Raw genomic sequence first — 22,854 nt, 5'->3', positions numbered from 1 at the left:
CGAAACGAGGGGAACAGAATGAATTCTACACAAAAGCTTACATCTGGTGATCTTCAATTCACCTTTTTAAATAGTGGCGATCTTTTTGAAATAAACCATGCATCTACCATGATCAATCAATTATTGACGAATCCCATCGATGGCTCGTTGAACAATCTTTATTTACGAATCTATGAATCATCCGAAATCGAGATTGTTCCCTTAATCGGTGTTCAATCAACTAGTGAGGTGAGATTTTCAGAATCACAGGTGAAATGGTCAGGTAACCATAAGGCTCTTCAATACGAAGTAACGTTTACATTGTCACAAACAGGAGTTTGGTTCTGGGATGTGATGGTAGATGGACAGGACGCGGAGATCGATGTCATTTATGGACAGGATTTAGGATTGGCAGATAAAGGCGGCGTCCGCTCTAATGAAGCCTATATGTCTCAATACGTAGATCACAAGGTATTTGAAGATGATGAAAAAGGATTTGTCGTCTGTTCCCGTCAAAACCAACCACAATCGAATGGTTTTCCCTATATTCAGCAAGGGTCCATTGGAAAGACGGTCGGCTACTCAACGGACGGATTCCAATTTTTCGGCTTATCCTACAAGGAAACAAACCAACCTGAAATCTTGACGCAGCCTTCATTGGCAAACGAAGTCTATCAATATGAATTTGCCTATACGGCACTGCAATCAGAGAAGGTCCGATTATCAGGACAAGAACATTTTGTCTTCTACGGTCTATTTAGACAAAACCATTCTGAAGCGATCACGAAGTTAGAATATCAACAAGAAGTGGAACATGCATGGGCAGGAGTACAGCAGCTTCATGAGAAGTTCAGTGCTCCACTCGAAAAAGTTGCGCTAGCACCTGAAATTGGCGAACCCCTTCAAACGGAAGAAATGTCCAAAGAAGAAATTGATGGTCTATTTACTGAGCGTCATACGGAAGAATGGGATGGCGACCGTTTGCTTTCCTTCTTCACAGACACTCACGAACATGTCGTGTTAAAAGAAAAAGAATTGGTTGTTGAACGCCCTCATGGACACATCCTCATGTCTGGAGGAAATCATGAGCTGAAGGAAGGGACCATCACAACCACATCCTTCATGTACGGAGTATTCAACTCCCAACTCGTGATTGGAAATACATCGTTTAACAAGATGTTAACGAATACCCGGAATCATTTAAACGTCATGAAAACGTCCGGTCAGCGCATTTATGTTGAGGTTGAAGGAGTGTATCGTTTATTAACCATGCCTTCCATGTTTGAATTAGGCTTCAACTTTGCGCGCTGGTATTACAAGACACAGGACGATACGATCATTATCACAAATTATACAACGGTTGATAAGCCTGAAGTTCGACTGAACGTACGATCTGAGAACGGAAAACAGTACCGTTATCTTGTTTCGAATCAGATTACAATGAACAACAATGAATACGAAGTACCTTATAAGCTTGAAAAAAATGGGAATATCCTCTCCGTTTCTGCTGATTCTCAATCTGAAAGCAGCCAAACGTACCCTGACCTGTGTTACAGAATAAAGGTCGATGGGGCTGACATGAGCATCGGGAACGAGGAAAGATTGGGTAAGAACGTCCCAGCTGGAAGCGCCTCTCTTTGTGTACTCGACTTAACCGCGACAACAGAATGGACCATGACCCTTCAAGGTCTTCTTCACGGGGAAGATAGAGAATTCGAAGAGTCTGATATGAACGTTGAATTTGAGCGCTATAGAGAGTACTATCATCAAGTGATGAATGGATTCAAGCTTTCTCAACATGGGGAGATTCCAAGTGAACTGGCCAAAGTCAATTCCTTATCGTGGTGGTACACTCACAACATGCTTGTCCATTTCTCGGTGCCCCATGGACTGGAGCAATACGGCGGAGCGGCTTGGGGAACCCGGGATGTGTGTCAGGGCCCGACGGAGTATTTCATGGCCACTCACAACTACCAAAGTGTGAAAGATATCATCAAAACCGTCTATTCTCATCAATATGAAGACAACGGAAATTGGCCGCAATGGTTCATGTTTGACCGTTACTTCAAGATTCAGCAGGATGATAGTCATGGAGATATCATTGTTTGGCCGTTAAAGGTTGTCGGTGACTATATCGCGGCAACCAATGATTACAGCATTCTGGAGGAAGAAATCCCTTATACGACCCGGGATGGCTTTGATTTATCGGAAGGAAGGGCGACGCTATTACACCATATTCATAAAGAAATCGCCTACATTAAAGAACATTTCTTGCATGACACATTCCTTTCATCATACGGCGATGGGGATTGGGATGATACGCTTCAACCGGCAAACTCCCAGCTGAAAAAATTCATGGCGAGCAGCTGGACAGTTGCCCTGACCTATCAGGTATTGAATCAATTGTCTAACGTACTTCAGGGAGTCCGGGATGAAGTAGCTTCGGAATTCAAAGCACTCGCATCAGGAATACAGAATAATTATAATCGCTATATTTTACAAAATGATGTGATACCAGGCTTTGTTTACATGGAAGATCCGGCACATGCAGAATTAATGCTTCACCCGACGGACACAAAAACGGGCATAGAGTATCGACTGCTGCCGATGAACCGCAGTATCATCTCTGAATTATTCACGCCGGAACAAGCAGAATCCCATTACCAATTGGTAAAGGAACATCTATATTGTCCAGACGGAGTCCGATTAATGAACCGCCCTGCAAACTACAAAGGTGGAATAAGCACACACTTCAAACGGGCAGAACAAGCAGCCAATTTCGGCCGCGAAATCGGTCTGCAATATGTTCACGCTCATATTCGCTTTGTTGAAGCAATGGCGAAGCTCGGAAATACGGAAGAAGTGTGGAAGGGACTTGAAATCATCAATCCTGTCGGGTTGACAGAAGTCGTTCCTAACGCTGAAAGGAGACAAAGTAACGCATACTTCAGCAGCTCCGACGGTAAATTCAATACACGATACGAGGCGCAAGAACGCTTCAACGAGCTGCGCGCAGGGACCGTACCGGTAAAAGGCGGCTGGAGAATCTACTCAAGCGGACCGGGAATCTACATGAACCAATTAATCTCCAACTGCCTGGGCATCCGCCAAGAAGCAGAAGATTTGATCATTGATCCCGTTTTACCAGAGAAATTTGACGGATTGACCTTTGAATTCAAATTTATGAATCGACCTGTTACGTTCACTTATCACATGGGAGAAAAGAGCAGCCACACTGTGGTTAATGGTGAAAAAGTGGAGACAGAAGAGGTTTCTAATCGATATCGTACGGGTGGTATGAGGATTAAGCGCGAAGTACTTGAGAGTCTTTTGAATGAGGAATCTAATAGAATTGAAATATTTATGTAAAATGAAATAGTAGAGGAGCAAGCGCATATGGCGTTTGCTCCTTTTTTGATAGGTCATGATAAATCAGCAGTGCCATTCGAAGAACTGCTTGTATTACTTCGGGGAGAGTAATACCCTAGTCGCTTTCCACGGTCTTTTCTTTGTTCCGGGAAAGCTTTTGATAGAAAAACTTAATCAGTAGAATAATCGCTGCCAATCCAATATACATGAGGAAAAAAACAATGTATCCCCATAAACCAACGATGGCATCGATGAACTCCATCTGCCCCCGGTTTGTGATTGCCTGCTGAATTTCGATTGCGAAGACCAACACAAACATGAAGGTCAATGTATAGAAGAAAGCCAGTGCGGTGATGCCGAACTTAAGCTTCGATAGAATCTTAGACACAATGTATACAAAAAAGAACACGGAAATTCCGATGATGCCCATAATCCAAAAATGCAAATCTTTATCCGTAAGGGTGAAACCGAGATCACTTGTTATTCCTATTAACATGTCATGGAGGTTGTTAATGCTCTCCACTATTAAGGTAATGCCTTCTTTCATTATATCCACTCACTTTTTTAAGAAGATAAGTACTTTACGAGTATATCAGGAATGAAGAAATCGTGTTAGGTGGTAAATAAGGGTGGTTTTCAGGATGGATGTGGCAGATGGGTGGTGGAGAGTGATATATATTGCGATTTTTTTCAATTTTAATCGCGCTCCAACGAATGGCCGACAAAATGCGTATTGTTTCGATTAGGGAGAGGGAGTGAAATTCTGGACCTTGTCATTATATCAGCGAAATCGACCAGTTTATCAGCGAAATTTCCAATATATCAGCGAACGTGCATTCAAGAGGAGATATCGACCCGCTGCCCGGTTCTTGTAATCTCCTGTTGAGTCGATGAGAGATTTATTTAACGGCGATATTTTCAATATAACGGCGAAATTCTGATTTTAACGGCGAAAATCTCAATATAACGGCGAAATCCATAATTTAACGGCGAAATCCCAAATCGTGAAGTTACGAGCCATGACCAGCTACGAATCCAATCAAATGTTCCAGGCTACACCACCAACTAAAAAATATTTTCAAAAAACTGTAGGGATTCACCATTTTCTTTCGTCTATTACTATGAGACCAGAAGAAAGGGGGAGAGAGGTTGGTGGATCCGCTAATTGAAAAGGCGAAGAATGGCAGTGAGCATGCGTTTCGCATGTTGATTGAAATGCATAAGCAGTATGTTTTTAAATGCATCTTCGGGGTTCTGCGAAATCAGAAAGATGCGGAAGATGCATCACAGGAAGTGTGGATGAAGATTTACATCTCTCTCCCTCAGTACGAGCATCAAGGGTTCAAGACATGGATGACGAGAATTGCGGTGAACCATGCCATTGATTGTAAGCGAAGGCAGGCAAGACAGAAGGAAGAGCTGGTCGACGACCTCCCTGTGAAAGAGTCACAGGATGTTGTAGTAAGACGATTATTAAGAAAAGAACAAAAGCAGCTCGTGTTGAGGCATTTAGAAGAAGTTCCCGAATCATACAGAGAAGTGATTGAAGGATTCTACATAAAAGAAAAGTCCTATCAAGAGCTTGCAAATGAACAGCATGTGCAGGTGAAAACGATTGAAACAAAGCTGTACCGGGCAAGGCTTTGGATGCGGAAGAATTGGAAGGAGGAGGATTTCATATGAGCCATATTGCGTTGGAAGAATGGATGAATTACGCCAGGGATGAAATGGATGATAATAAGCGAACCGAATACGAGGAGCATCTATACAGTTGCGATCAATGCATGAGTCTTTATATGGAAGCGATCGAGGCGGTTCAAGATGAGCTTCCTTCCATTGAAGGTCCGTCCCTCTTTACAGAAGAGATGATGGAGCGAATTCCGGTTGAAAGGGATCCAGTGATGAAGCCGGTCAAGAAACAGTGGTATGAGGAAAAGGTGTTTCATTATGTGCTGGCTACGGCGATGACGCTGATTTTGATGGCATCTGGTATTTTTGGTGAACTATCGAAGATCACGACTGAATTTGAAAAGGTTCAGCAGTCGGCATCTTTCACAGAAAATATTTTAAATAAAACAACGGCTTTACTGGATAGTGTTGAAGAAATTGAAGAACAGGAGGCAGAGTAAGATGAATAAAAAGAAGAATCCAATCATTGCGTTTTTGTTGGCTTTTATACCCGGTGTGGGATTGATGTACTTAGGTAAGGTACTAAGAGGGGTCCTGTTTATACTCGTATTGATGGCGTCATTTCCTGTTGCCTTCGTGGGAGCGGAAGTGTTGAACTGGGATGGTTTTGCTTTTATCACCATTGGGTTTGCGTTCCTATTGTATCTCATCAGTATCGTTAATACGGCACTTGTGGCATCAAGAATGTTGAAAGCGAATGAAGCTTCAAGAGAACAAGTGGTAGAAAGTGATTCTGGGCAGCTGAGCACCGAACGCTTCTATACCATCATCCTATCCATGATACCAGGGCTCGGTCATTTCCAACTGGGACTGATGAACCGGGGGGTCACATTTCTGGCGACGTTCCTTGGAGTAGCTGCGATGATTCTATTTGTAACAGCGATGACGGGGAGAGGGGAGTTTATGGTGTTCTTGATCGTTCTCCCTGTCGTATGGGTATACAATTTCTTCGATACGATGCAACTATTGAATAAAAAACAGGCTGGGGAAGTGCTGACGGACCGGTCTGTATTGGAAGACCTGGAAGCCCAGCATGAAGGCGGGAGAAAGAGTAAGGCATTCGCTACATTTTTATCGATGTTTCCTGGAGCGGGGCATCTGTATCTTGGTTATCAGCGACGGGGCATTCAGCTTATGGCAGTGTTCTTGTTCTCTATCTATATATTAGACGTACTTCGGTTAGGGATTTTTCTATTCTTAGTTCCGATCATCTGGTTCTATAGCTTCTTTGATGGTCTGCAAAGGGCGACGAAGCACGGAAAAGAACCATTTGAGGACACACCGATTGTATCCTACTTGATCAATCAGCAAAAATGGGTGGGTATCGGGTTGATGCTCCTTGGTGTGTATTACCTGGCGACGAACATAATGATGCCGTTATCTCTACCAATTTTAGAGACGTATGGCATCGATCCATATCATGTGATGAATAGCTATATCCAGCCGGGAATTGTCTGTCTTCTCCTGATTGGGGGAGGAATCAAATTGGTTGCCGGAAGTAAAAGAGCCCATTCAAAAGAGGAGGTATCAGAATGAGAACTTGGAGAGTCGGATCCATGTCAATGGGGGCATCCCTGCTTTTTTTAGGAATCTTTTTACTGCTATCGCAGCTTTTAAAATGGGATTCAGCGTACGTATTAGCAGGTTGGTGGCCTGTACTACTGATTGTGTTAGGGGCAGAAATCCTAGTGTACTTATTTTTATCAAAGCAGGAGAAGCCAATATTAAAATATGATTTCCTCAGTATAATATTTGTGGCTGTGATTGGGACGGTGGGAATCGGATTTACCGTTGTTCAGGCAACAGGATTGATGGGACAGATGCAATCGTTCTTTGATTCTGAAGTGAAGACAGCGGACCTTCCTTCTTATAGCCATCAGGTCGGTGATGATGTGAAACGGATCGTCGTTGATTCCAGTCATTATCCAATAACGGTTGAAACGGTTACGGATAAAGAAGTGAGTGTGTTTGGTACGTATCGTTCTTCCTTTACAGGAGGGAAACCATCACTTTCGAATCCGGAAGATTATCTGATGACGACACAAAAAGGAGACACGCTGTATATCACATTGAAAAGTCTTCCCGACTCCAATGGCTGGATGCAATCAGGGAGAGAGTTGGAGGCTACACTCGTCATCCCGGGATCCAAGTCCCTGGAAATCTCGAGTGACTACAATGAAGTGACATTAAAGCCGAGAACCATTTCAAGCTCATGGGAAGTATCAAGCTCAGCAAGGGTCAATCTGGTTCTCGTTTCATCGGAGGACCTGACCATCAATGCCGAAAACGTAGGGGACATCCAAGGGGAGGAAGTTAAATGGCAATATACAGAACAAACCGCTGTATCCGACACTGACGTAAACAACGAAGGAATCCCAAACAAATCTGCCACCCTCAAACTAGGAAGCGGACAACACCCCATCACCATCTCCCATTCCGATCAAGTGAATGTATCGATCAAGAATTGAGGGACGGACCTCCAAATCTTCCATCATTCCGCTTGTAAATCAAGTGGAATAGAGTTGATTTGGAGTTTTTTCTTTAGTAGGCTAACGTGATGAGGGACGGACCTCACCTCATCACTTATCTTCCGCCAACTTCTTTCGATCAGCAGATTGAGGTGGTTCTTCCAGCCAGCCGTTATTGATCAATATGTCCGCACCACTTTTGCCTAATTCGGCCACCTCGAGTATGAGTCTAAAGTAATTTGATACAAGGTCAGCTCTCATACTTGCCGCTGCAGCCGTACCATAGTTCCCCATCCCGGCATTGCTTATCAGAGTGGTGTGGAACATCATCAGTTTATCTGAGAAAGCAGGGGTAGTTGAAGCTTTTACATTGGTATCCCAAGACATGGGAGCCTGCATATCATTATTGATGAGAGCATCACTAAAGATATTGAGGTGCTTTTGTGCAATTTCCTGCGTCCTGGTCATGAATTTTCTTACTTCTTTTGATTGCGCCATTTGTGCGAAGCTTGTGGCAATCATGCTTCCCAGTAAATTGGTTTCTGTGTTAAGGAATAGATGTGATATTTCAATGGCATTTAGTGGACGTCTATTGACAAATGGATTCAGGCTGGAACTCATATATGATTTTTCCTTAATAAACTCAACTTTTTCAGGATAATCAATATATGGGGGTCTTATTAAAATTCCTTTTTCTTTTCCAGTCTCCGTTGCTTTTTTGTAGAGGTCACTGGAAAATCGAAGGGCTTGTTGGAAGAACTCAAGGATGTCTTCTCGTACTGTAAGGGATACCGCCCCGCTATAGGTAATCATCCCAACCTTCGCCATTTGCCGGAGATACATTAAGAAAAAGGTATCGCCATAAATGGCAGGGGCATCTGGGAACACGTCCTTCTCCTTTGAAAATCCAAAAGGGATAGGGATTTGTTCCTCTTTGAAAATGGATGAGATGAAGCCAATATGCTGCTCAGATTTTTCTTGAGCTAAACGGAGAATGGATGCCGTATCAGGGTCCTGATTTTTTGCAAGGAAATATTCAAATACACACAGAGCCAGAGTGTCACTTTGATATGTAGACCAAAGAGCGGCCAATTCGGCTGAGGTTAAATTTGTTTTGGGATGATGTGACATGGATAGGCCTCCTTCTGTTCAGAAAATGTATTCATTAGTATGGATTTTTCTTAAAAGATTTATTTATCGAGACGTATATATTTATGATTTTTTAGAGTGTATTCTCATAATTTAAGTGAATAATGAATACATCTAAAGAATGCTAGGATGATGTATATGCTATTGATGGGGATAACAATCTTTGTCCTGAATGGTTTCGTCTATATGGTAAGAAAAAGGCTCCGGATCATAGAGATGTACGTTACTTCTTTGTTTTCCATATATTTGGCTTTATTTGCAGATTCCCTATTGGGTGGAATGTTCAAGTTATATTCCTATTTCGAAGCAGGGGTGGACTGGATTGATTTTGTAGGTGCGATTGGCATTTACCCAGCGATTAATATCCTGTTTTTAGCTTTTTTTCCTGCAAAGAAGAATTTAATCATCAAGGGGATTTACATACTGGGGTGGACAATATTTGCATTATGTTATGAGTTTGTGGCCGCTCACTATTCTACCTTTTTTCAGTACACTGGCTGGAGACTGATATACTCCGTTCCTATTTATCCGATCTTATTTGTGATCTTGTTGTATAACTTTCGATTCGTTGATAAATTACTTGGTATAAAGAAGACGTTCTTTCATTTGACGCCTCTGGAATGGTATGGAAGCGTATTCTTTATCTTATATATGAATTTGTTTATAGACGCGGTACTGAAGGGGAGATATGAGCTTTATTATTATGTTGTGAAAGACGTACACCCGTTTGATTTCTTTTATCGGTTGATATTATTATGTGTTCCACTTTTGATTTTTCTAAGCAGGCAAGCGAATTATCCCACTCTATGGAGATACCTTGTTTGGATTGCGGTCTTGAGTGTGATTCAACAATGCACAGCTGCGCTCAATATCTTTCACACCAACAACTGGAACATCTCACTCTCCATTGTCCAATTTGCGATCATCCTCCTTCTGTCCTGGCTGAACCTGTGGCTTCTCCGGTATATGAAGTGAGGGACGGACCTCTAAATAGGAAATTCCGATATAGATTTGCTAATTGAAGGTCCGTCCCTCAAACCATATCTTCCCATCCTCAGTTGTTTGTGGTAAGATGATAATAATTTATGAGAAATGGAGGTTTTCCTTTTGATTTTAATCAGACTTCGCATCCGCAATTTGAACGCTTAATTGAATAAGTTCAAAGGCTCTGCCTGTGTGCAGGGTAAATGGGATCGGTCTGACTATTTCAAAGGAATTCTTCATTTGACGTTGAATGAAGGAAAGGGAGGCTGAATGGCTATTCTTTCTTGTCTTCTTAAAAATAGAATTGAATACTTGCCTAGTGGTGCCATATGGTGTGTTTTCTTGGAAAACGCAAGGGGAAAATGCGGTCTTCTTCATGCGCCACCGGTTTATTCAAATCCATTTACGAAAAGCACAGGCAGAGGCCTGTGCTTTTTTCTGTACCCACTAAAAGATAGGAAGTGACGTAGTAATGGAAGAACGTTTAAAAGCAATCGCCATAGGCGTTAATACAAAGGATAAGAATAATGACTTCGAATATTCGATGCTTGAGTTGAATGGATTGGCAGAAGCGAGGCATATTGATGTTGTCGGTGAACTGACTCAAAATCTGCCACGTCCGAATCATGTTCATTATATTGGTAAGGGGAAGATTGAAGAGCTCCTGCCACTTATTGAAGAGTGGGAAGCGGAGGTGCTCATTTCCAATGATGAGTTGTCGCCTTCGCAAATTCGTGTACTTGAGGAGAAACTTGATATTCGAGTCATGGACCGGACCATGTTGATTCTCGATATCTTCGCAGAACGTGCGAAAACCCGCGAAGCACAACTTCAAGTAGAGGTAGCTCAGCTGCAATATATGCTCCCGCGTTTGATTGGCCGCCGTGAGTCTTTAGGCCGTCAAGGGGGAGGCTCTGGACTCGCGAACCGTGGTGCGGGTGAAACGAAGCTCGAGCTTGACCGACGCCGAATTGAAGAGAAAATCACAGCATTGAATAAAGAGCTTGATTCGCTTGTTGACCTGCGAACTACACAACGCAAGCAGCGTCGAAAGAGTGAAATCCCGGTCGTATCCCTCGTCGGATACACAAATGCCGGGAAGTCGACGACGATGAACGCTTTCGTAGAAAAATTCCATCCAAACGAAAACAAGCAAGTGTTTGAAAAGGATATGCTGTTCGCGACACTTGAAACCTCGGTGAGAAACATCACCTTACCGGACAATAAGGCATTTCTTCTGACAGATACGGTTGGTTTCGTCAATAAACTGCCTCATCAGCTGGTCAAAGCGTTCCGTTCAACACTTGAAGAAGTGGTGGAGGCTGATCTCATCATTCACGTGGTTGATTATTCCGATCCTCACTACGAGAAATTGATGAAGGTGACTGATCAAACCCTTGAAGAACTCGGGATAGGTGATACACCTGTCATCTACGCTTTTAACAAAGCTGAACTGATGGAAGAAGGGATACCCAGAGTGGAAAAGGACCGCATTTATTTTTCCGCAAAAAATAGAATTGGAATCGACGAACTTCTTCAAGTGGTGAGAAGTTATATTTTTAAAGACTATAAACGCTGTCAAATGCTGATTCCATTTGATAAAGGCCATTTGATTTCTTATTTTAATGAGAATGCCAATGTGTTAGAAACCGAGTATGAAGAAAAAGGTACGAAGCTGACGCTAGAATGCAAGATGAGTGATGCAGAACGATATCAACAGTATATGGTTTAGACATTTCAGGATCCTTTCCACATGTGGAGGGATCTTTTTTTGAGAAAAAAAGTACATACTCCTCCATCTGGGCTCCTGCATAAAGTAAATGCAGAGGAGGGATGCAGTATGTTTTTTCCACGACGAATGATACCATGTGATGTACAACAAGAATGCTATCCGTATTGGCCGGAAGTCAGAAATCATTATGAAGATGGTCTGTTACCACATACTTATCAACAGTTCTATCCACCATACGAACAACAACGTGAGTTCACGTATTATCCACAACAGCTGAACTACTATGATCCTTATCAAGGATTCTATGACAAAGCTGTCTACGAAAATCCATTTGATTGGCGGGCAAGCTGGAGGGAATGGGAGGATCTTGGTGCTCCGCCACGGGGGATGAAGGGTTCGCCGGCTGTTGCTTCCTGGCAGGCGAACCGTTTGGATACGTTTGTTCGAGGTGAGAATGACAGAATGTATCACAAATGGTGGAACGGCTCCCGCTGGAGTAATTGGGAGGACCTCGGAGCTCCACGCAGAGGCTTAAGGAGTTCCCCTGCTGCCGTGTCATGGGGCCAGAACCGCATTGATGCGTTTGTAAGAGGGAATCGGGATACTCTATGGCATAAGTGGTGGGATGGTTCGAGATGGAATGAATGGGAAGATCTCGGGGGACCGCCAAGGGGCTTCAAGGGGGATCCAACGGTTTCATCCTGGGCAGCCAACCGATTGGATGTATTCGTCCAGGGATATGACAATAATCTTTGGCATAAATGGTGGGACGGAAGGAATTGGAGCCAGTGGGAGAACCTTGGCGCTCCAAGAGGCGGCTTGAGGGATTCACCGGGTGCGGTATCCTGGGGATCCAACCGGATCGATTGCTTTGTCAGGGGAAACAACGACCGGATGTGGCATAAGTGGTGGGACGGTTCGAGATGGAGTAATTGGGAGAATCTCGGTTCCCCGCCTAGAGGCTTTGAAGGGGCACCTGCTGCATCTTCCTGGGCACCGAACCGGATCGATACCTTTGTCCGTGGAGACAACAATAACATGTGGCACAAATGGTGGAATGGTTCCCGCTGGAGCAACTGGGAAGACCTTGGAGCACCAAGGGGAGGCGTTCGCTCTTCACCGGGAGCCGTGTCTTGGGGCCCTAACCGGGTGGATGCCTTTGTGAGAGGCAGAAACGTTCATATGTGGCATAAGTGGTATGCTTGATGGATGGAACCATCCTTTTGTGTAAATAATCCGTTTTTGGGGAGTGCATACCCTATAAATAACATTAAAAACGTCCTGTGAATTGGCACAGGACGTTTTATTTCAATATCATGGGTCATTCCACTTTTCATTGATGAATGGCAGACCAATTGACAGGAACTTTTTATTTTATACCTATGAACTGTTTTTTTACTGAGAAAATTTCGTTTCACAAAAATAAATTAGATCAATTTAATTCCGTTAGGGGAGATAAACTTTCTCAGTCAGACTGCTTCATACTAAGGACGGTGATCGTAACAAGGATGACCACCATGCCAAAAATCTGAATGGGAGTCAAGCGATCTCCGATAACCAGAACGCCAAATAATGAGGCTGTCACCGGCTCTACCATAGCGACCATTGAAGCATTTGCCGGAGTAGTCCATCGAATCCCAGTCACATACAATATGAATGACAGTCCAGCCCCCAGGATCCCTAAAAGTAAAAACCATCCTATATCATTTGACGCTAACACAGCAGCGGCTTCACCCTTGTTTGTAAAGAGAAAAAGGATGAGACAAAATGAAAAAAAAGCAATGGTTAACGTGGTTTGAGGGTTTCCGGTAGAAGAGGCATTTTTAAATCCGAATATAAACAAAACATAGGAAAGACCGGCAGCAAGCCCCGCTGCCACCCCAAAAAAACTCCCCGAAATCGATTCAGTGTTGTAAGCACCTGTTAGCAGGATAATCCCAAATAGAACACCGGTAATACAGGCCCATTTAAGCCAAGTAGAATGTTCTATTCGTAATAAAAAGGAGATTAAAAGTACGAATACAGGGGCGGTATACATTAAAGTAGCGGCAACAGCAACGCTTGAAGCTTGGATACTTAGAAAATAAAAAGTGAAATTTCCTGCAACACCAACACCCGCAAATAGAGCCCATAAGAATAAACGGGTAGAGATGCCCCGATTTTGTCTAAAGCGAAGGAGGAACCACACAAAAAAACATATGAATCCAACTCCTCCTCGGTAAAGTGAAATCACAAGAGGATCCCAACCCTTGTTCATTAAAACATCGGCAATCCCCCCGCTAATGCCCCAGCATATAGCGGCCAAAATAACTAAACCTACACCTGCAAATTTCATTGTGTGCCTCCTAAAGATAAGTTATAGTACGATTGTTTGAGCAAGCCTGGCTGGAACTTACTAACGTAAAGTTAAAGAACAAACAATCCATCCTCTATATGCTCCTGGTCGAACATGTGTTGATTAATAAAGATGTTAATGGTAATTCCTTTTCTTTTCCTCACTTAAACATCCTTTAGCTTTTTTGAAATGAAGAAATGGTTAAGACTTTTGTCCAAATGATGGGTAAATGGGTTACTATACCTAAATGGGAAAGGAGAAGAAGACCATGCGATTTAAACTCGATGAAGAAGTTTATGAAATCACGCAGGCAAAAAATGAGGATCTAAACAAGGTTTTGGAGCTGTTAGTGAATGCAGCCTCATGGTTAAAGACAAAAAGGACGAAGCAATGGAGTTACTATCTGACTGATTTAGATGGAAACACAGAAGAAGTCCTTCGTTCAATTGAAAACGAGGCGACCTATCTTGTGGAAAAAGAGGGTCAACCCGTTTCTACTCTTGCTCTTGAGAATAATCCAAGTGAATGGGATGTGGACCTTTGGGGGGAAGAGGCCCAAGATGACGTTATGTATTTGCATCGATTGGTCGTACATAGAAGCCATGCAGGAAAAGGGTTAGGTGCGGTCTTACTGGATTGGGTCGAAAAAGAGGGACAAAAAACAGGAAAAAAAATCATCCGCTTTGATTGCATCGCGAGTAACGAAGGATTGAACCACTATTACCAAAAACGATATTCCTTAAAAGAAGTTACTCATATCCACGGCCGTCACAGTAAATATGAAATCGTACTTCAATAAATAAAACCCGGCATGATTCACACATCACGCCGGGTTTCTTTTTAACTGGCTTTCTTTCTTGGCTGAGCTTGCATCATGGGCAAGTACTCATTGAAGTAATGATTTGTTTCACGAACGATGACCTTATAAAGTAAAATAAGGGCGATCAAGTTCGGAATCATCATCAAGGCATTAGACATATCAGCAAAGGCCCAAACGAGCTCCAGGTTTGCAACGGCACCAAGGCCGGTTGCTAAAATGTATATGAGTCTATAGGAGTTAGCGAAACGATAATTCGTCAAGTACTCGAAGCATTTCTCTCCGTACATATACCATCCGACGATTGTTGAGAACCCGAAGAATATGACCGAAAATGATACGATGTATTCTCCTGCTACCCCAAGAGCATGACCGAAGGCGGCACTCGTTAACGCTCCGCCATCAAGGCTTGGAGCATGTTCAACTCCTGAAATCGCTCCTCCAGTAGGATCCCAGAAACCAGTGATGAGAAGAACTAGTCCAGTCATTGTACAAACAATAATCGTCACAATGAACGTACCCGTCATGGCGACAAGTGCCTGTTTAACCGGGTGATCGGTTTTAGCATTACCTGCAATCAATGCAGCCGTACCAAGACCTGCTTCATTGGAGAAAATTCCACGTGATACCCCGCTGCGGATCGCTTCACTGATAATGATTCCGGTGAAACCTCCAGCGGCAGCTACAGGGTTGAACGCGTAATGGAAAATCATTTCAAATGCCGGAATGATCATGTCATAATTCAGTACGATGATGATCAATGAACCACCAATGTACAGGAATGCCATGATTGGTACAAAGAAGGAAGCGACGGTACTGATTCGTTGAATGCCCCCAAAGATGATCAAACCTGTCAGGACAGCCAACACGATTCCGGTTACTAGATTGTTAATTTGAAAGCTTGAGGTCATGACGTCTGCAATCGTATTGGATTGTACGCTGTTACCGATCCCCAGGGCAGCAAATGCGCCGAATAAAGCGAACGCAACAGCCAGCCACTTCCACTTGCTTCCGAGACCTTTTTCTACGTAATACATCGGCCCACCGGAGTATTCACCGTTTTTATTTTTCACACGGTATTTCATGGCAAGCAGGGCTTCTGCGTATTTTGTGGCCATACCAAGAAGGCCGACAACCCACATCCAGAAGATGGCCCCGGGTCCGCCAATCGTCAATGCCGTCGCAACACCGGCAATGTTTCCGTTACCGATTGTCGCTGACAGAGCCGTCATCAACGTTTTGAAGTTACTGATATCCCCTTCTGATTTGTCAGCAGAAGAAGAGGGTTCTTCTTTTGTAAAAGCAAGTTTAAATGCATACAATAGCTTTCGGAACTGCAGCCCTTTAAGCATAAACGTTAAGAAAAGGCCTGTCCCAAATAACAGTACTAAACTTGGTGTCCCCCATAAGAATGAATTAATCTTGTCTAGCACATCTAACATAGAATCCTCCTTGTCATCTCATGTTGTAAACGTTTTCTTTGTGAGTTTCCATCTACTATTTATATAGTATTCCGAACAATCTGTCCATAACAAAAGTCGAATTTCCAGAGATTGAGCCTTTTTTAGTAGTAAGAGTAGCAGGAGGGACGGACCTCGGATTCATTTACAAGCGAAAGTGGTCCCAAGTGTTATCGAAGGGTGGAAGTCACGTAACAAAAGGGACGGACCCTCTTCAGCTGAACGTTGATGTAACTTTATCGCTCAGTTTGAGAGGTCCGTCCCTCACCGTTATATGAGTGTAATGATTACTATCACGAGCAGCGGTCCGACCAGGATGAGGTATCCCAGTGGTCTGGCGAAGTTCAGGGTCCAGCCTACTCCGAAGCGTTTTTCGACGAAGATGGAGGGGTCTTCAGGGTTGAAATAGAAGAGCCCCCCTTTCCAGTATTGATCGTCATCTGCATTGATCACTTCTCCGGTGCCTTCATCAATGATCTCTAAGTCCAAGTCCGAATCCTTTTTCCCCACCTCGATGGCCATAAGGACCGTCCCTATCAAGACGAGTGCAGAGAAGGCCAGTGGCATGGTGATGATCAGCAGGTCGCTGACGCTATTTTCATACAGGGTGGTGAATTGCAGGAATGTAAATAGCATGCTTATCAGAATGGAGATGAAGAATAAGAGCCAGCTTGTGTACTTGCGCAGACGGAGCTGCCGGACACGTGATGCCTTAATATTTCCTGCACTCAGTTTGATCCCGGAATTCCTTGTGAGTTCATTGATCCCTAAGAACATTGCATTCATCACCAGTAATACAAGTGGCAGGGTCAAAGCAGAAAGATAGGTTTTGGTCGTAAATGAATCCGGTTTGCCATCGGGTCCCCAGTGGGTAGGAATCTGATCCGGCAGGCTATTGAAATTCCCCAATGTAAACACCATTAATCCGGCAGTGATCACCATTGGTACTACATACACTATCCAGGGCAGCATTTCATCTTTCGTTCTTAAGTTCAATTCCGAAACCTTCACCTGTTTGCGATCCTTGAACCATTGCTTTTCCCGTTTCAATGTTGTCACTTTCATATGAAAATAGAAATAAAGGGACATCGAAATAAATAGGATGACAAAAGGCAGTAATAAGCCTGCTAAGATGAGGTGATTTTCAGAGGGTGAGATGTCTTTTGACCAGATAAAATAGAGAGCCAATGCCGCAATTGAAATGAAAAGTGTTAACAATGCGTAGAGTTTTTTGTAATGTAGCAACTGTTCGTTCTGTATTTCATCAACAGGTATCGTTACACCAAAAACCACCGTTCGTTTTACGATAAAAGGAATGGTGATTTGCAGAACCATCAAAAATCCCACTGTGACAAATAAAAGCGTCATTTCCATTTGTTACTCCCCCTTAACCTTTAGAATAATAGATGCAACTAATTCTTGAATTTCTTTTTCATTCATGCCGATTACCAATGATTCCACTACAATCGGCCGCAATTCTTCTGATATCTGATTCAATCGGGAGGTCGGAATTTCTCCTTCCGATGGTGGACAAATAACAGCCCCAGACTTTGGTACGATCCGGATCACACCCTTGCTTTCCAATTCATGATAGCTTTTATTCACCGTGTGCATGTTAACACCCAGGTCACCGGCAAGGCTACGAACGGAGGGAAGGATATCCCCTGGCACTAATTCCCCGCGGACAATCCCCTCCATTATCCCATTCTTGACCTGGGTATAAATCGGTACATCTGATTGAGGTTCTATTTGAATAAACAAGGATTCACCTCCTAGTTTGTTATATGTTTAGTATAACAGAATTGTTCTATCTTATGTAGAACAAAAACGGATTTTCCATAAAAAGTTAGATTATTGAAGTGTCCCTCGTTATAATTTGATTATATAAAAAAGAAGATGGGAAACGATGAGAAGTAAAAAACTAGAGGTTTAAAAAGAATAGTAGTTTAGGTGGATCATGAGAAACAAGATGAACTGAAACAATCAACATCCATACGTTGTCATCACATCTAACAAATACATTGCAAAAACAAAATTGGACCACTGTAATGAAGAAGGGAAGATATGCTAAGGAGTGAGAAGGTCATGAAGAATCAAGGACTAAAAATCGAAGAACTTACAACGATAGATCAGCACATTGAGGAACTCTCTGATTTATTAATGAACGTAGTGGATGATGGAGCTTCAATTGGTTTTTTATCCCCAATGGCACGTTCTGCAGCGATGGATTTCTGGCAGCATGTACTGAATCCACATGTAATCCTATATGCAGCCTGGATGGATGATGCAATTGCAGGTACTGTGCAGCTTCAACTATGCACCAAACAAAACGGGACCAACAGAGCCGAAATCGCAAAAATGATGACCCACCCTCAATTTCGTCAAAAAGGAATTGCCCGGTCACTCATGCAAACGGCGGAGAAAAGAGCGAAAGAAGAGGGACGGACCTTGCTCATCCTGGATACGGTCGAAGGGGCGCCGTCTAATCACTTGTATAAGTCACTGGAATTCGTTCAGGGAGGGCGGATTCCAGACTACGCAGCGTCACCTTTTGGAGAATTAGAGGCAACCATTATCTATTACAAACAGATTTAGAAGGTTGCAAGAATAAAATAATAAGAGGGACGGACCTCAAGTCCGTAAATCACTCTTTATTCAGGTGATTATTAACGTTTAGAGGTCCGTCCCTCCAAAATTCAGGAGGAAAACATGCAGAAGAAAAATCCCTTTTTGTTTCTATTTTTGGGTTTGTTAACAAGTTTCTTGTTCCTGACGGCATGCAGTGATTCTAGTGCCAACGGAGAAGAAACGAAGGTGGATAAAAAAGAAGAAGATCTGTATGAAAAAGAAAAGAAGAAAATGAACGATGATCTAGGGGAAATGGAGCCACTTCAGTTAACTTCCTATAGCGAGGAAATCGGTGTCACCATGAATGAGCCCTCATATAAGGAATTTGCAGTGAATGGGCAAGTGACCGTCGACGGGGAAATTGAACAGCATTCTGAACTGAAGTCGGACTACGTCTGGATCAAGGTCAGGGCGAGTGAAGAAGGCCCCGCAGGAAAGCAGCTCGAATACTACACACCCATCAAGGATGGCAAGTTCAAACAGAACATCCGCTTGTTCAATGGAGAAGGTGAGTATAGTGTGTCTGTACAGCTGCCAAGCAAGGATCGTGAGAATTATTACTATGATACTGCTTCCTTCACGGTTCATAATGTGAATCCCGACATAACGAGGGATGTGACGCTCACCCCGTTTGGTCAGGAGGCAGAATTGTCCTTGAGTTCTGAATCAAGCTATATCAAAGGGAACGAAATCTTTCCTTTAAAAGGAGGAGCTGCTAACTTGACAGATGAAGACACCATCATGCTCAGGTTAAAGAAGGATTCGCAAAACTGGACACATGTCATTCCCGTGAAAAACGGAGAATTTAGTTATGAAGTTCCTTTATTTTATGGGGAAGGGATTCACGAACTTGAGGTACTGGTACCAGATGAAGATCGAGAAAACTACTACCAGACGGCCACTACTCTAATCATTGATAATGAGTCTGATCGAGTGATGAGTCCGGTTGAGTACGCTGATAAATATCGCGAGCGTGGCGTAACTCTGGAATCTCCTCAATTTGGCGGGGAGAAGTCGGATGGTGTTTACTCCATCAAAGGAAGCATCGATCCAAAAGCTGAGTTCGGTCCGGAAACGACGCATATTTACATCACCACTAAAAAAGGGGAGGATGAAGCTCTGAATGTGATTCCGGTAGAGGATTTTACCTTTGATGATTCCTTTTATCTCCGGTTTGGGCCAGGTACCTATGAGGTGACTCTCAGCGTACCTGAAATCAAGGAGGAAAATAGCGACTATTTCAGATTTTTCGGTTTTGCGAAGTTTGAAGTGGAATCGACAGGTGAAGATAAGCGAGACCTTCTGCCATCCCGTGGCGTACAGTCAGATGCACAGGAAATCAAGGAGCAGGCGAAAACCGTCACAGCTGGAAAAACTAGCGCCAGGGACAAGGCGAAAGCAATCTATGAGTATGTCGCAAAAAATGTTTCCTATGACGTTGAGAAATATGAAAATGACGACTTTAACTGGGATGACAGTGCATTAAAAACACTGGAAACCAAAACGGGTGTGTGCCAGGACTACGCCTACCTGGCGATTGCCATGCTTCGTGCCAGCGACATCGAGGCGAGATTCGTTGAAGGAAGGGCAGGCGGGATTTTCCCGGGAAGGCATGCTTGGGTGGAAGCGAACCTTGATGGGGAATGGGTCACTTTGGATCCGACATGGGGATCAGGATATTTAAAGGATGATAAGTTTGTGCCGGCCTTTAATGAGGATTATTTTGATCCGGATATGGATGAATTTAAGAAGACGCATACACGGACGGGTGTGTCGTATTAGAAACGATTAGGACCGGCTCCAGTCGATGGAGTTGGTCCTTTTTATATAGTGTAAGAGGTAATAATTAGCTATATTGTGAATGATAGCCATAAATAGTACACTTGATTAATGAAAGAATTCTTATATTCAGGAGAGTAATGAATGAATTTTACACAAAATAAGAAAACAATCTTCATGCTATTTTTCATAATGTTATTGTTAGAAATCACGGATTTGTCTTGGAAAACCAATACTCACTCCAATGGGGTAGCATCCCTATTCCTCCATATAGGAATAGTGTTTTGTCTGGTTACTTTATTATTCTTACTATACAAAGGGAATTGGAATGCTTCCAAGGAACTAACGAAAAGTAATAAGAATTTAAACAACATTTTTGAGACGCTGGACGTTGCGATTTGGTCTCATGATATGAAGTCCGATGTTCTTTTGATTACACCTGGTATTGAAAATTTGTATGGATTTCCTTTGAATGAATTTTATCAGGATACGCTACTCTGGAGAAAAGTGATACACCCTGAAGATATGCCGGTTTTAAATAAAAGGGAGGAAAAGCTTGGTTCCGGTCAGGCCTGTGTGAGTGTTTACCGTATCATCAAGCCGGATGGTCAGGTTCGCTGGATCCAGGATAGAGGCATTCCTACCTTGGATGAAAACGGAGAAATGATTTCTTTTACCAGTGTGTTGTTTGATATCACCAACCGGAAAGAAAGCGAAGATCAATACCGTAGTTTAGTAGAAATGTCTCCAGATATTATTGCGGTCATCAGTAATCAAAAGTTTGATTATATCAATGAAGCAGGCAGTAAGTTGATTGGCGCCAATTGCCCCGAGGACATCATGAACAAAGATGTTTCCCATTTTACCAGTATGGAAAATATCAAGAAAATAAGGGAGCAGACAAAAGATTCGACCTCAGGGGAACGATTTGAAATCACCGTTTATCGCCTTAACGGTGATGCAATAGAGTTGGAGATTTCCGCGATGCCCATTTTGTATGGAGGAAGGATGGCCATACAGCTGGTTGGACGAGACATTACGAATCGTAAAGAGACTGAGAAAACCATTCGCACCATGGCCTATTATGATTCATTAACAGGGCTCCCAAATCGGAATAAATTTAAGAAATACTTAAATGAGTCAATTCGTGAAGCTCCTGATCAATCGATTGCGATCTTATTTCTGGATCTAGATCGATTTAAAGTCATCAATGATACGAAAGGGCACTCTACTGGCGATATTATACTGGAGAAGGTTGCCGTCCGATTGAAGTATGTGGTGGAAGATAAAGGGATTGTGTTTAGACAAGGGGGAGATGAATTTATCATTTTACTCTCTAATTTGAATGAGAAAGAGGTCGAAGAAACGACGAGTGAAGTATTACATAGCTTCAACAGTCCAATCGTCATCCATGAACAGGAGTTCTTTGTGACACCCAGTATCGGTATAAGTATGTACCCAAAGGATGGAGAGGACCAGGAAAGTTTAATTAAGCATGCCGATACAGCCATGTATTTAGCGAAGGATCGCGGGAAGAACAACTATCAATTCTATTTTCCTGAACTTGAAAAAGCTTCTTCAAGGAATATGGAGCTTGAAAATGGATTAAGAAAGGTATTGGAGCTGAAACAATTAACTCTCCATTATCAGCCAAAGGTGGATTTAGAAACGCTGGACATTATAGGAGTAGAAGCCTTGTTACGCTGGGAGCATCCGGAACTTGGAATGGTCTCCCCATGTGAATTTATTCCTCTGGCGGAGGAGACGGGATTGATCATTCCGATTGGGGAGTGGGTTCTTCGAGAGGCTTGTCAACAAAGTAAGGAGTGGGAAAAGAACTGGTTAGGCATCATTCCCATTGCTGTAAATATATCGGTCAGACAGATAAAGGATGATGGATTCGTTGACATGGTAAAAGAAACACTATCAGAACTCCAGTTTCAGCCGGATCGACTTGAGCTTGAAATTACGGAGAGTATTATGCAGGACTTCGAAAAATCAACGAACGTTCTCAATAAGCTGAAAAAGCTGGGCGTCATCATTTCCATGGATGACTTTGGAACAGGTTACTCTTCTTTGAATAATTTAAGGCATTTACCGATTGATAGTATTAAAATAGATAAATCGTTCGTAGATGATATTATGAAAGATTCAAATCAAGTTTCAATCGTAAAAGCGATTATTGATATGAGTCAAAATATGAACTTTACCACTATTGCTGAGGGCATTGAAACAGAAAATCAGGTATTGTTCCTGAAACGGAATGCCTGTCAAGTAGGTCAAGGATACCACTTTAGCCGGCCATTGCCAGGACCTTTATTGGAAATGTTCTTGGAGGAATGGGGAAAGAAACATTCTGAACGTGTTCTAAAATAGTAATTGGATGTGACGAAGGCTCTCCGACTAAATGGATGAACGAAAAAGATATATGACTCGCATTGGGTCAGGTATAATGGAATGCGATG

18 protein-coding genes are annotated in these 22,854 nt (G+C 42.9%); 12 read left to right on the top strand and 6 right to left on the bottom strand.

Annotation, left to right across the window (positions count from 1 at the left end; genetic code table 11):
• The first annotated feature begins 18 nt into the window (after window positions 1-18).
• A complete protein-coding gene (locus ACIFOD_RS15890; RefSeq protein ID WP_430315434.1) occupies window positions 19-3,348 on the top strand; it encodes a GH36-type glycosyl hydrolase domain-containing protein in 3,330 nt (1,109 codons plus the stop codon).
• A gap of 115 nt (window positions 3,349-3,463) precedes the next feature.
• On the opposite strand, the gene ACIFOD_RS15885 is transcribed toward ACIFOD_RS15890, so the two are convergent.
• Entirely contained in the window at window positions 3,464-3,844 is a 381-nt protein-coding gene (locus ACIFOD_RS15885; RefSeq protein ID WP_430315433.1) for a hypothetical protein, read from the bottom strand.
• Between the two features lie 656 nt (window positions 3,845-4,500).
• Between ACIFOD_RS15885 and ACIFOD_RS15880 the strand changes: the two genes are divergently transcribed.
• From ACIFOD_RS15880 to ACIFOD_RS15865, 4 genes are read left to right on the top strand one after another with little or no spacing between them, the layout of a single operon-like run.
• Window positions 4,501-5,031: a sigma-70 family RNA polymerase sigma factor gene (locus ACIFOD_RS15880; protein WP_430315480.1), complete on the top strand. Its 531-nt coding sequence runs from the start codon at window positions 4,501-4,503 to the stop codon at window positions 5,029-5,031.
• Window positions 5,028-5,477, top strand: coding sequence for an anti-sigma factor family protein (locus ACIFOD_RS15875; protein WP_430315432.1), 450 nt, complete (start codon window positions 5,028-5,030; stop codon window positions 5,475-5,477). The genes ACIFOD_RS15880 and ACIFOD_RS15875 overlap by 4 nt, the downstream gene beginning before the upstream one ends.
• Window position 5,478: 1 nt before the next feature.
• Window positions 5,479-6,573, top strand: a complete 1,095-nt coding sequence (locus ACIFOD_RS15870) for a hypothetical protein (protein WP_430315431.1) — start codon at window positions 5,479-5,481, stop codon at window positions 6,571-6,573.
• On the top strand, window positions 6,570-7,505 hold the full coding sequence (locus tag ACIFOD_RS15865; RefSeq protein ID WP_430315430.1) for a LiaF transmembrane domain-containing protein: 936 nt from the start codon (window positions 6,570-6,572) through the stop codon (window positions 7,503-7,505). The genes ACIFOD_RS15870 and ACIFOD_RS15865 overlap by 4 nt, the downstream gene beginning before the upstream one ends.
• Window positions 7,506-7,616: 111 nt before the next feature.
• Here ACIFOD_RS15865 and ACIFOD_RS15860 read toward each other — a convergent pair whose 3' ends face one another.
• Window positions 7,617-8,636, bottom strand: coding sequence for a DUF3231 family protein (locus ACIFOD_RS15860; protein ID WP_430315429.1), 1,020 nt, complete (start codon window positions 8,634-8,636; stop codon window positions 7,617-7,619).
• A gap of 165 nt (window positions 8,637-8,801) precedes the next feature.
• Between ACIFOD_RS15860 and ACIFOD_RS15855 the strand changes: the two genes are divergently transcribed.
• The 3 genes from ACIFOD_RS15855 (at window position 8,802) to ACIFOD_RS15845 (ending at window position 12,576) form a co-directional block, all read left to right on the top strand.
• Window positions 8,802-9,629, top strand: a complete 828-nt coding sequence (locus tag ACIFOD_RS15855; protein WP_430315428.1) for a CBO0543 family protein — start codon at window positions 8,802-8,804, stop codon at window positions 9,627-9,629.
• Between the two features lie 481 nt (window positions 9,630-10,110).
• The gene (hflX, locus tag ACIFOD_RS15850; RefSeq protein WP_430315427.1) at window positions 10,111-11,370 is read left to right on the top strand and encodes a GTPase HflX; all 1,260 of its coding nucleotides are present in this window, start codon (window positions 10,111-10,113) and stop codon (window positions 11,368-11,370) included.
• 108 nt (window positions 11,371-11,478) lie between these two features.
• Window positions 11,479-12,576, top strand: coding sequence for a carbohydrate-binding protein (locus ACIFOD_RS15845; RefSeq protein ID WP_430315426.1), 1,098 nt, complete (start codon window positions 11,479-11,481; stop codon window positions 12,574-12,576).
• Between the two features lie 259 nt (window positions 12,577-12,835).
• Here the strand turns inward: ACIFOD_RS15845 and ACIFOD_RS15840 are convergent, their stop codons facing one another.
• Window positions 12,836-13,705: a DMT family transporter gene (locus ACIFOD_RS15840; protein WP_430315425.1), complete on the bottom strand. Its 870-nt coding sequence runs from the start codon at window positions 13,703-13,705 to the stop codon at window positions 12,836-12,838.
• A 268-nt stretch (window positions 13,706-13,973) separates the two neighbouring features.
• Between ACIFOD_RS15840 and ACIFOD_RS15835 the strand changes: the two genes are divergently transcribed.
• Window positions 13,974-14,504 carry a GNAT family N-acetyltransferase gene (locus ACIFOD_RS15835; RefSeq protein ID WP_430315424.1) on the top strand — a complete coding sequence of 177 codons (531 nt, stop codon included), beginning with the start codon at window positions 13,974-13,976 and terminating at the stop codon, window positions 14,502-14,504.
• 41 nt (window positions 14,505-14,545) lie between these two features.
• On the opposite strand, the gene ACIFOD_RS15830 is transcribed toward ACIFOD_RS15835, so the two are convergent.
• The 3 genes from ACIFOD_RS15830 to ACIFOD_RS15820 form a co-directional block, all read right to left on the bottom strand.
• Entirely contained in the window at window positions 14,546-15,964 is a 1,419-nt protein-coding gene (locus ACIFOD_RS15830) for an alanine/glycine:cation symporter family protein (RefSeq protein ID WP_113971074.1), read from the bottom strand.
• 288 nt (window positions 15,965-16,252) lie between these two features.
• Entirely contained in the window at window positions 16,253-17,356 is a 1,104-nt protein-coding gene (locus ACIFOD_RS15825; protein WP_430315423.1) for a DUF1648 domain-containing protein, read from the bottom strand.
• Window positions 17,357-17,359: 3 nt separating this feature from the next.
• Window positions 17,360-17,743 carry a GntR family transcriptional regulator gene (locus tag ACIFOD_RS15820; RefSeq protein ID WP_430315422.1) on the bottom strand — a complete coding sequence of 128 codons (384 nt, stop codon included), beginning with the start codon at window positions 17,741-17,743 and terminating at the stop codon, window positions 17,360-17,362.
• 324 nt (window positions 17,744-18,067) lie between these two features.
• On the opposite strand from ACIFOD_RS15820, the gene ACIFOD_RS15815 reads away from it, so the two are divergent.
• From ACIFOD_RS15815 to ACIFOD_RS15805, 3 genes are all read left to right on the top strand, one after another.
• Window positions 18,068-18,577: an N-acetyltransferase family protein gene (locus ACIFOD_RS15815; RefSeq protein ID WP_430315421.1), complete on the top strand. Its 510-nt coding sequence runs from the start codon at window positions 18,068-18,070 to the stop codon at window positions 18,575-18,577.
• Window positions 18,578-18,691: 114 nt separating this feature from the next.
• Entirely contained in the window at window positions 18,692-20,392 is a 1,701-nt protein-coding gene (locus tag ACIFOD_RS15810; RefSeq protein WP_430315420.1) for a transglutaminase domain-containing protein, read from the top strand.
• Between the two features lie 141 nt (window positions 20,393-20,533).
• Window positions 20,534-22,765 carry a sensor domain-containing protein gene (locus tag ACIFOD_RS15805; RefSeq protein WP_430315419.1) on the top strand — a complete coding sequence of 744 codons (2,232 nt, stop codon included), beginning with the start codon at window positions 20,534-20,536 and terminating at the stop codon, window positions 22,763-22,765.
• Window positions 22,766-22,854: the final 89 nt, after the last annotated feature.

It is taken from the genome of Rossellomorea sp. NRS-1567 (genome assembly GCF_050467885.1).
In the GTDB taxonomy this organism is placed as follows: Bacteria; Bacillota; Bacilli; order Bacillales; family Bacillaceae_B; genus Rossellomorea; species Rossellomorea aquimaris_C.
Note: the sequence above shows the minus strand (reverse complement) of the source record. Positions and strands in the feature narration are given on the sequence as shown.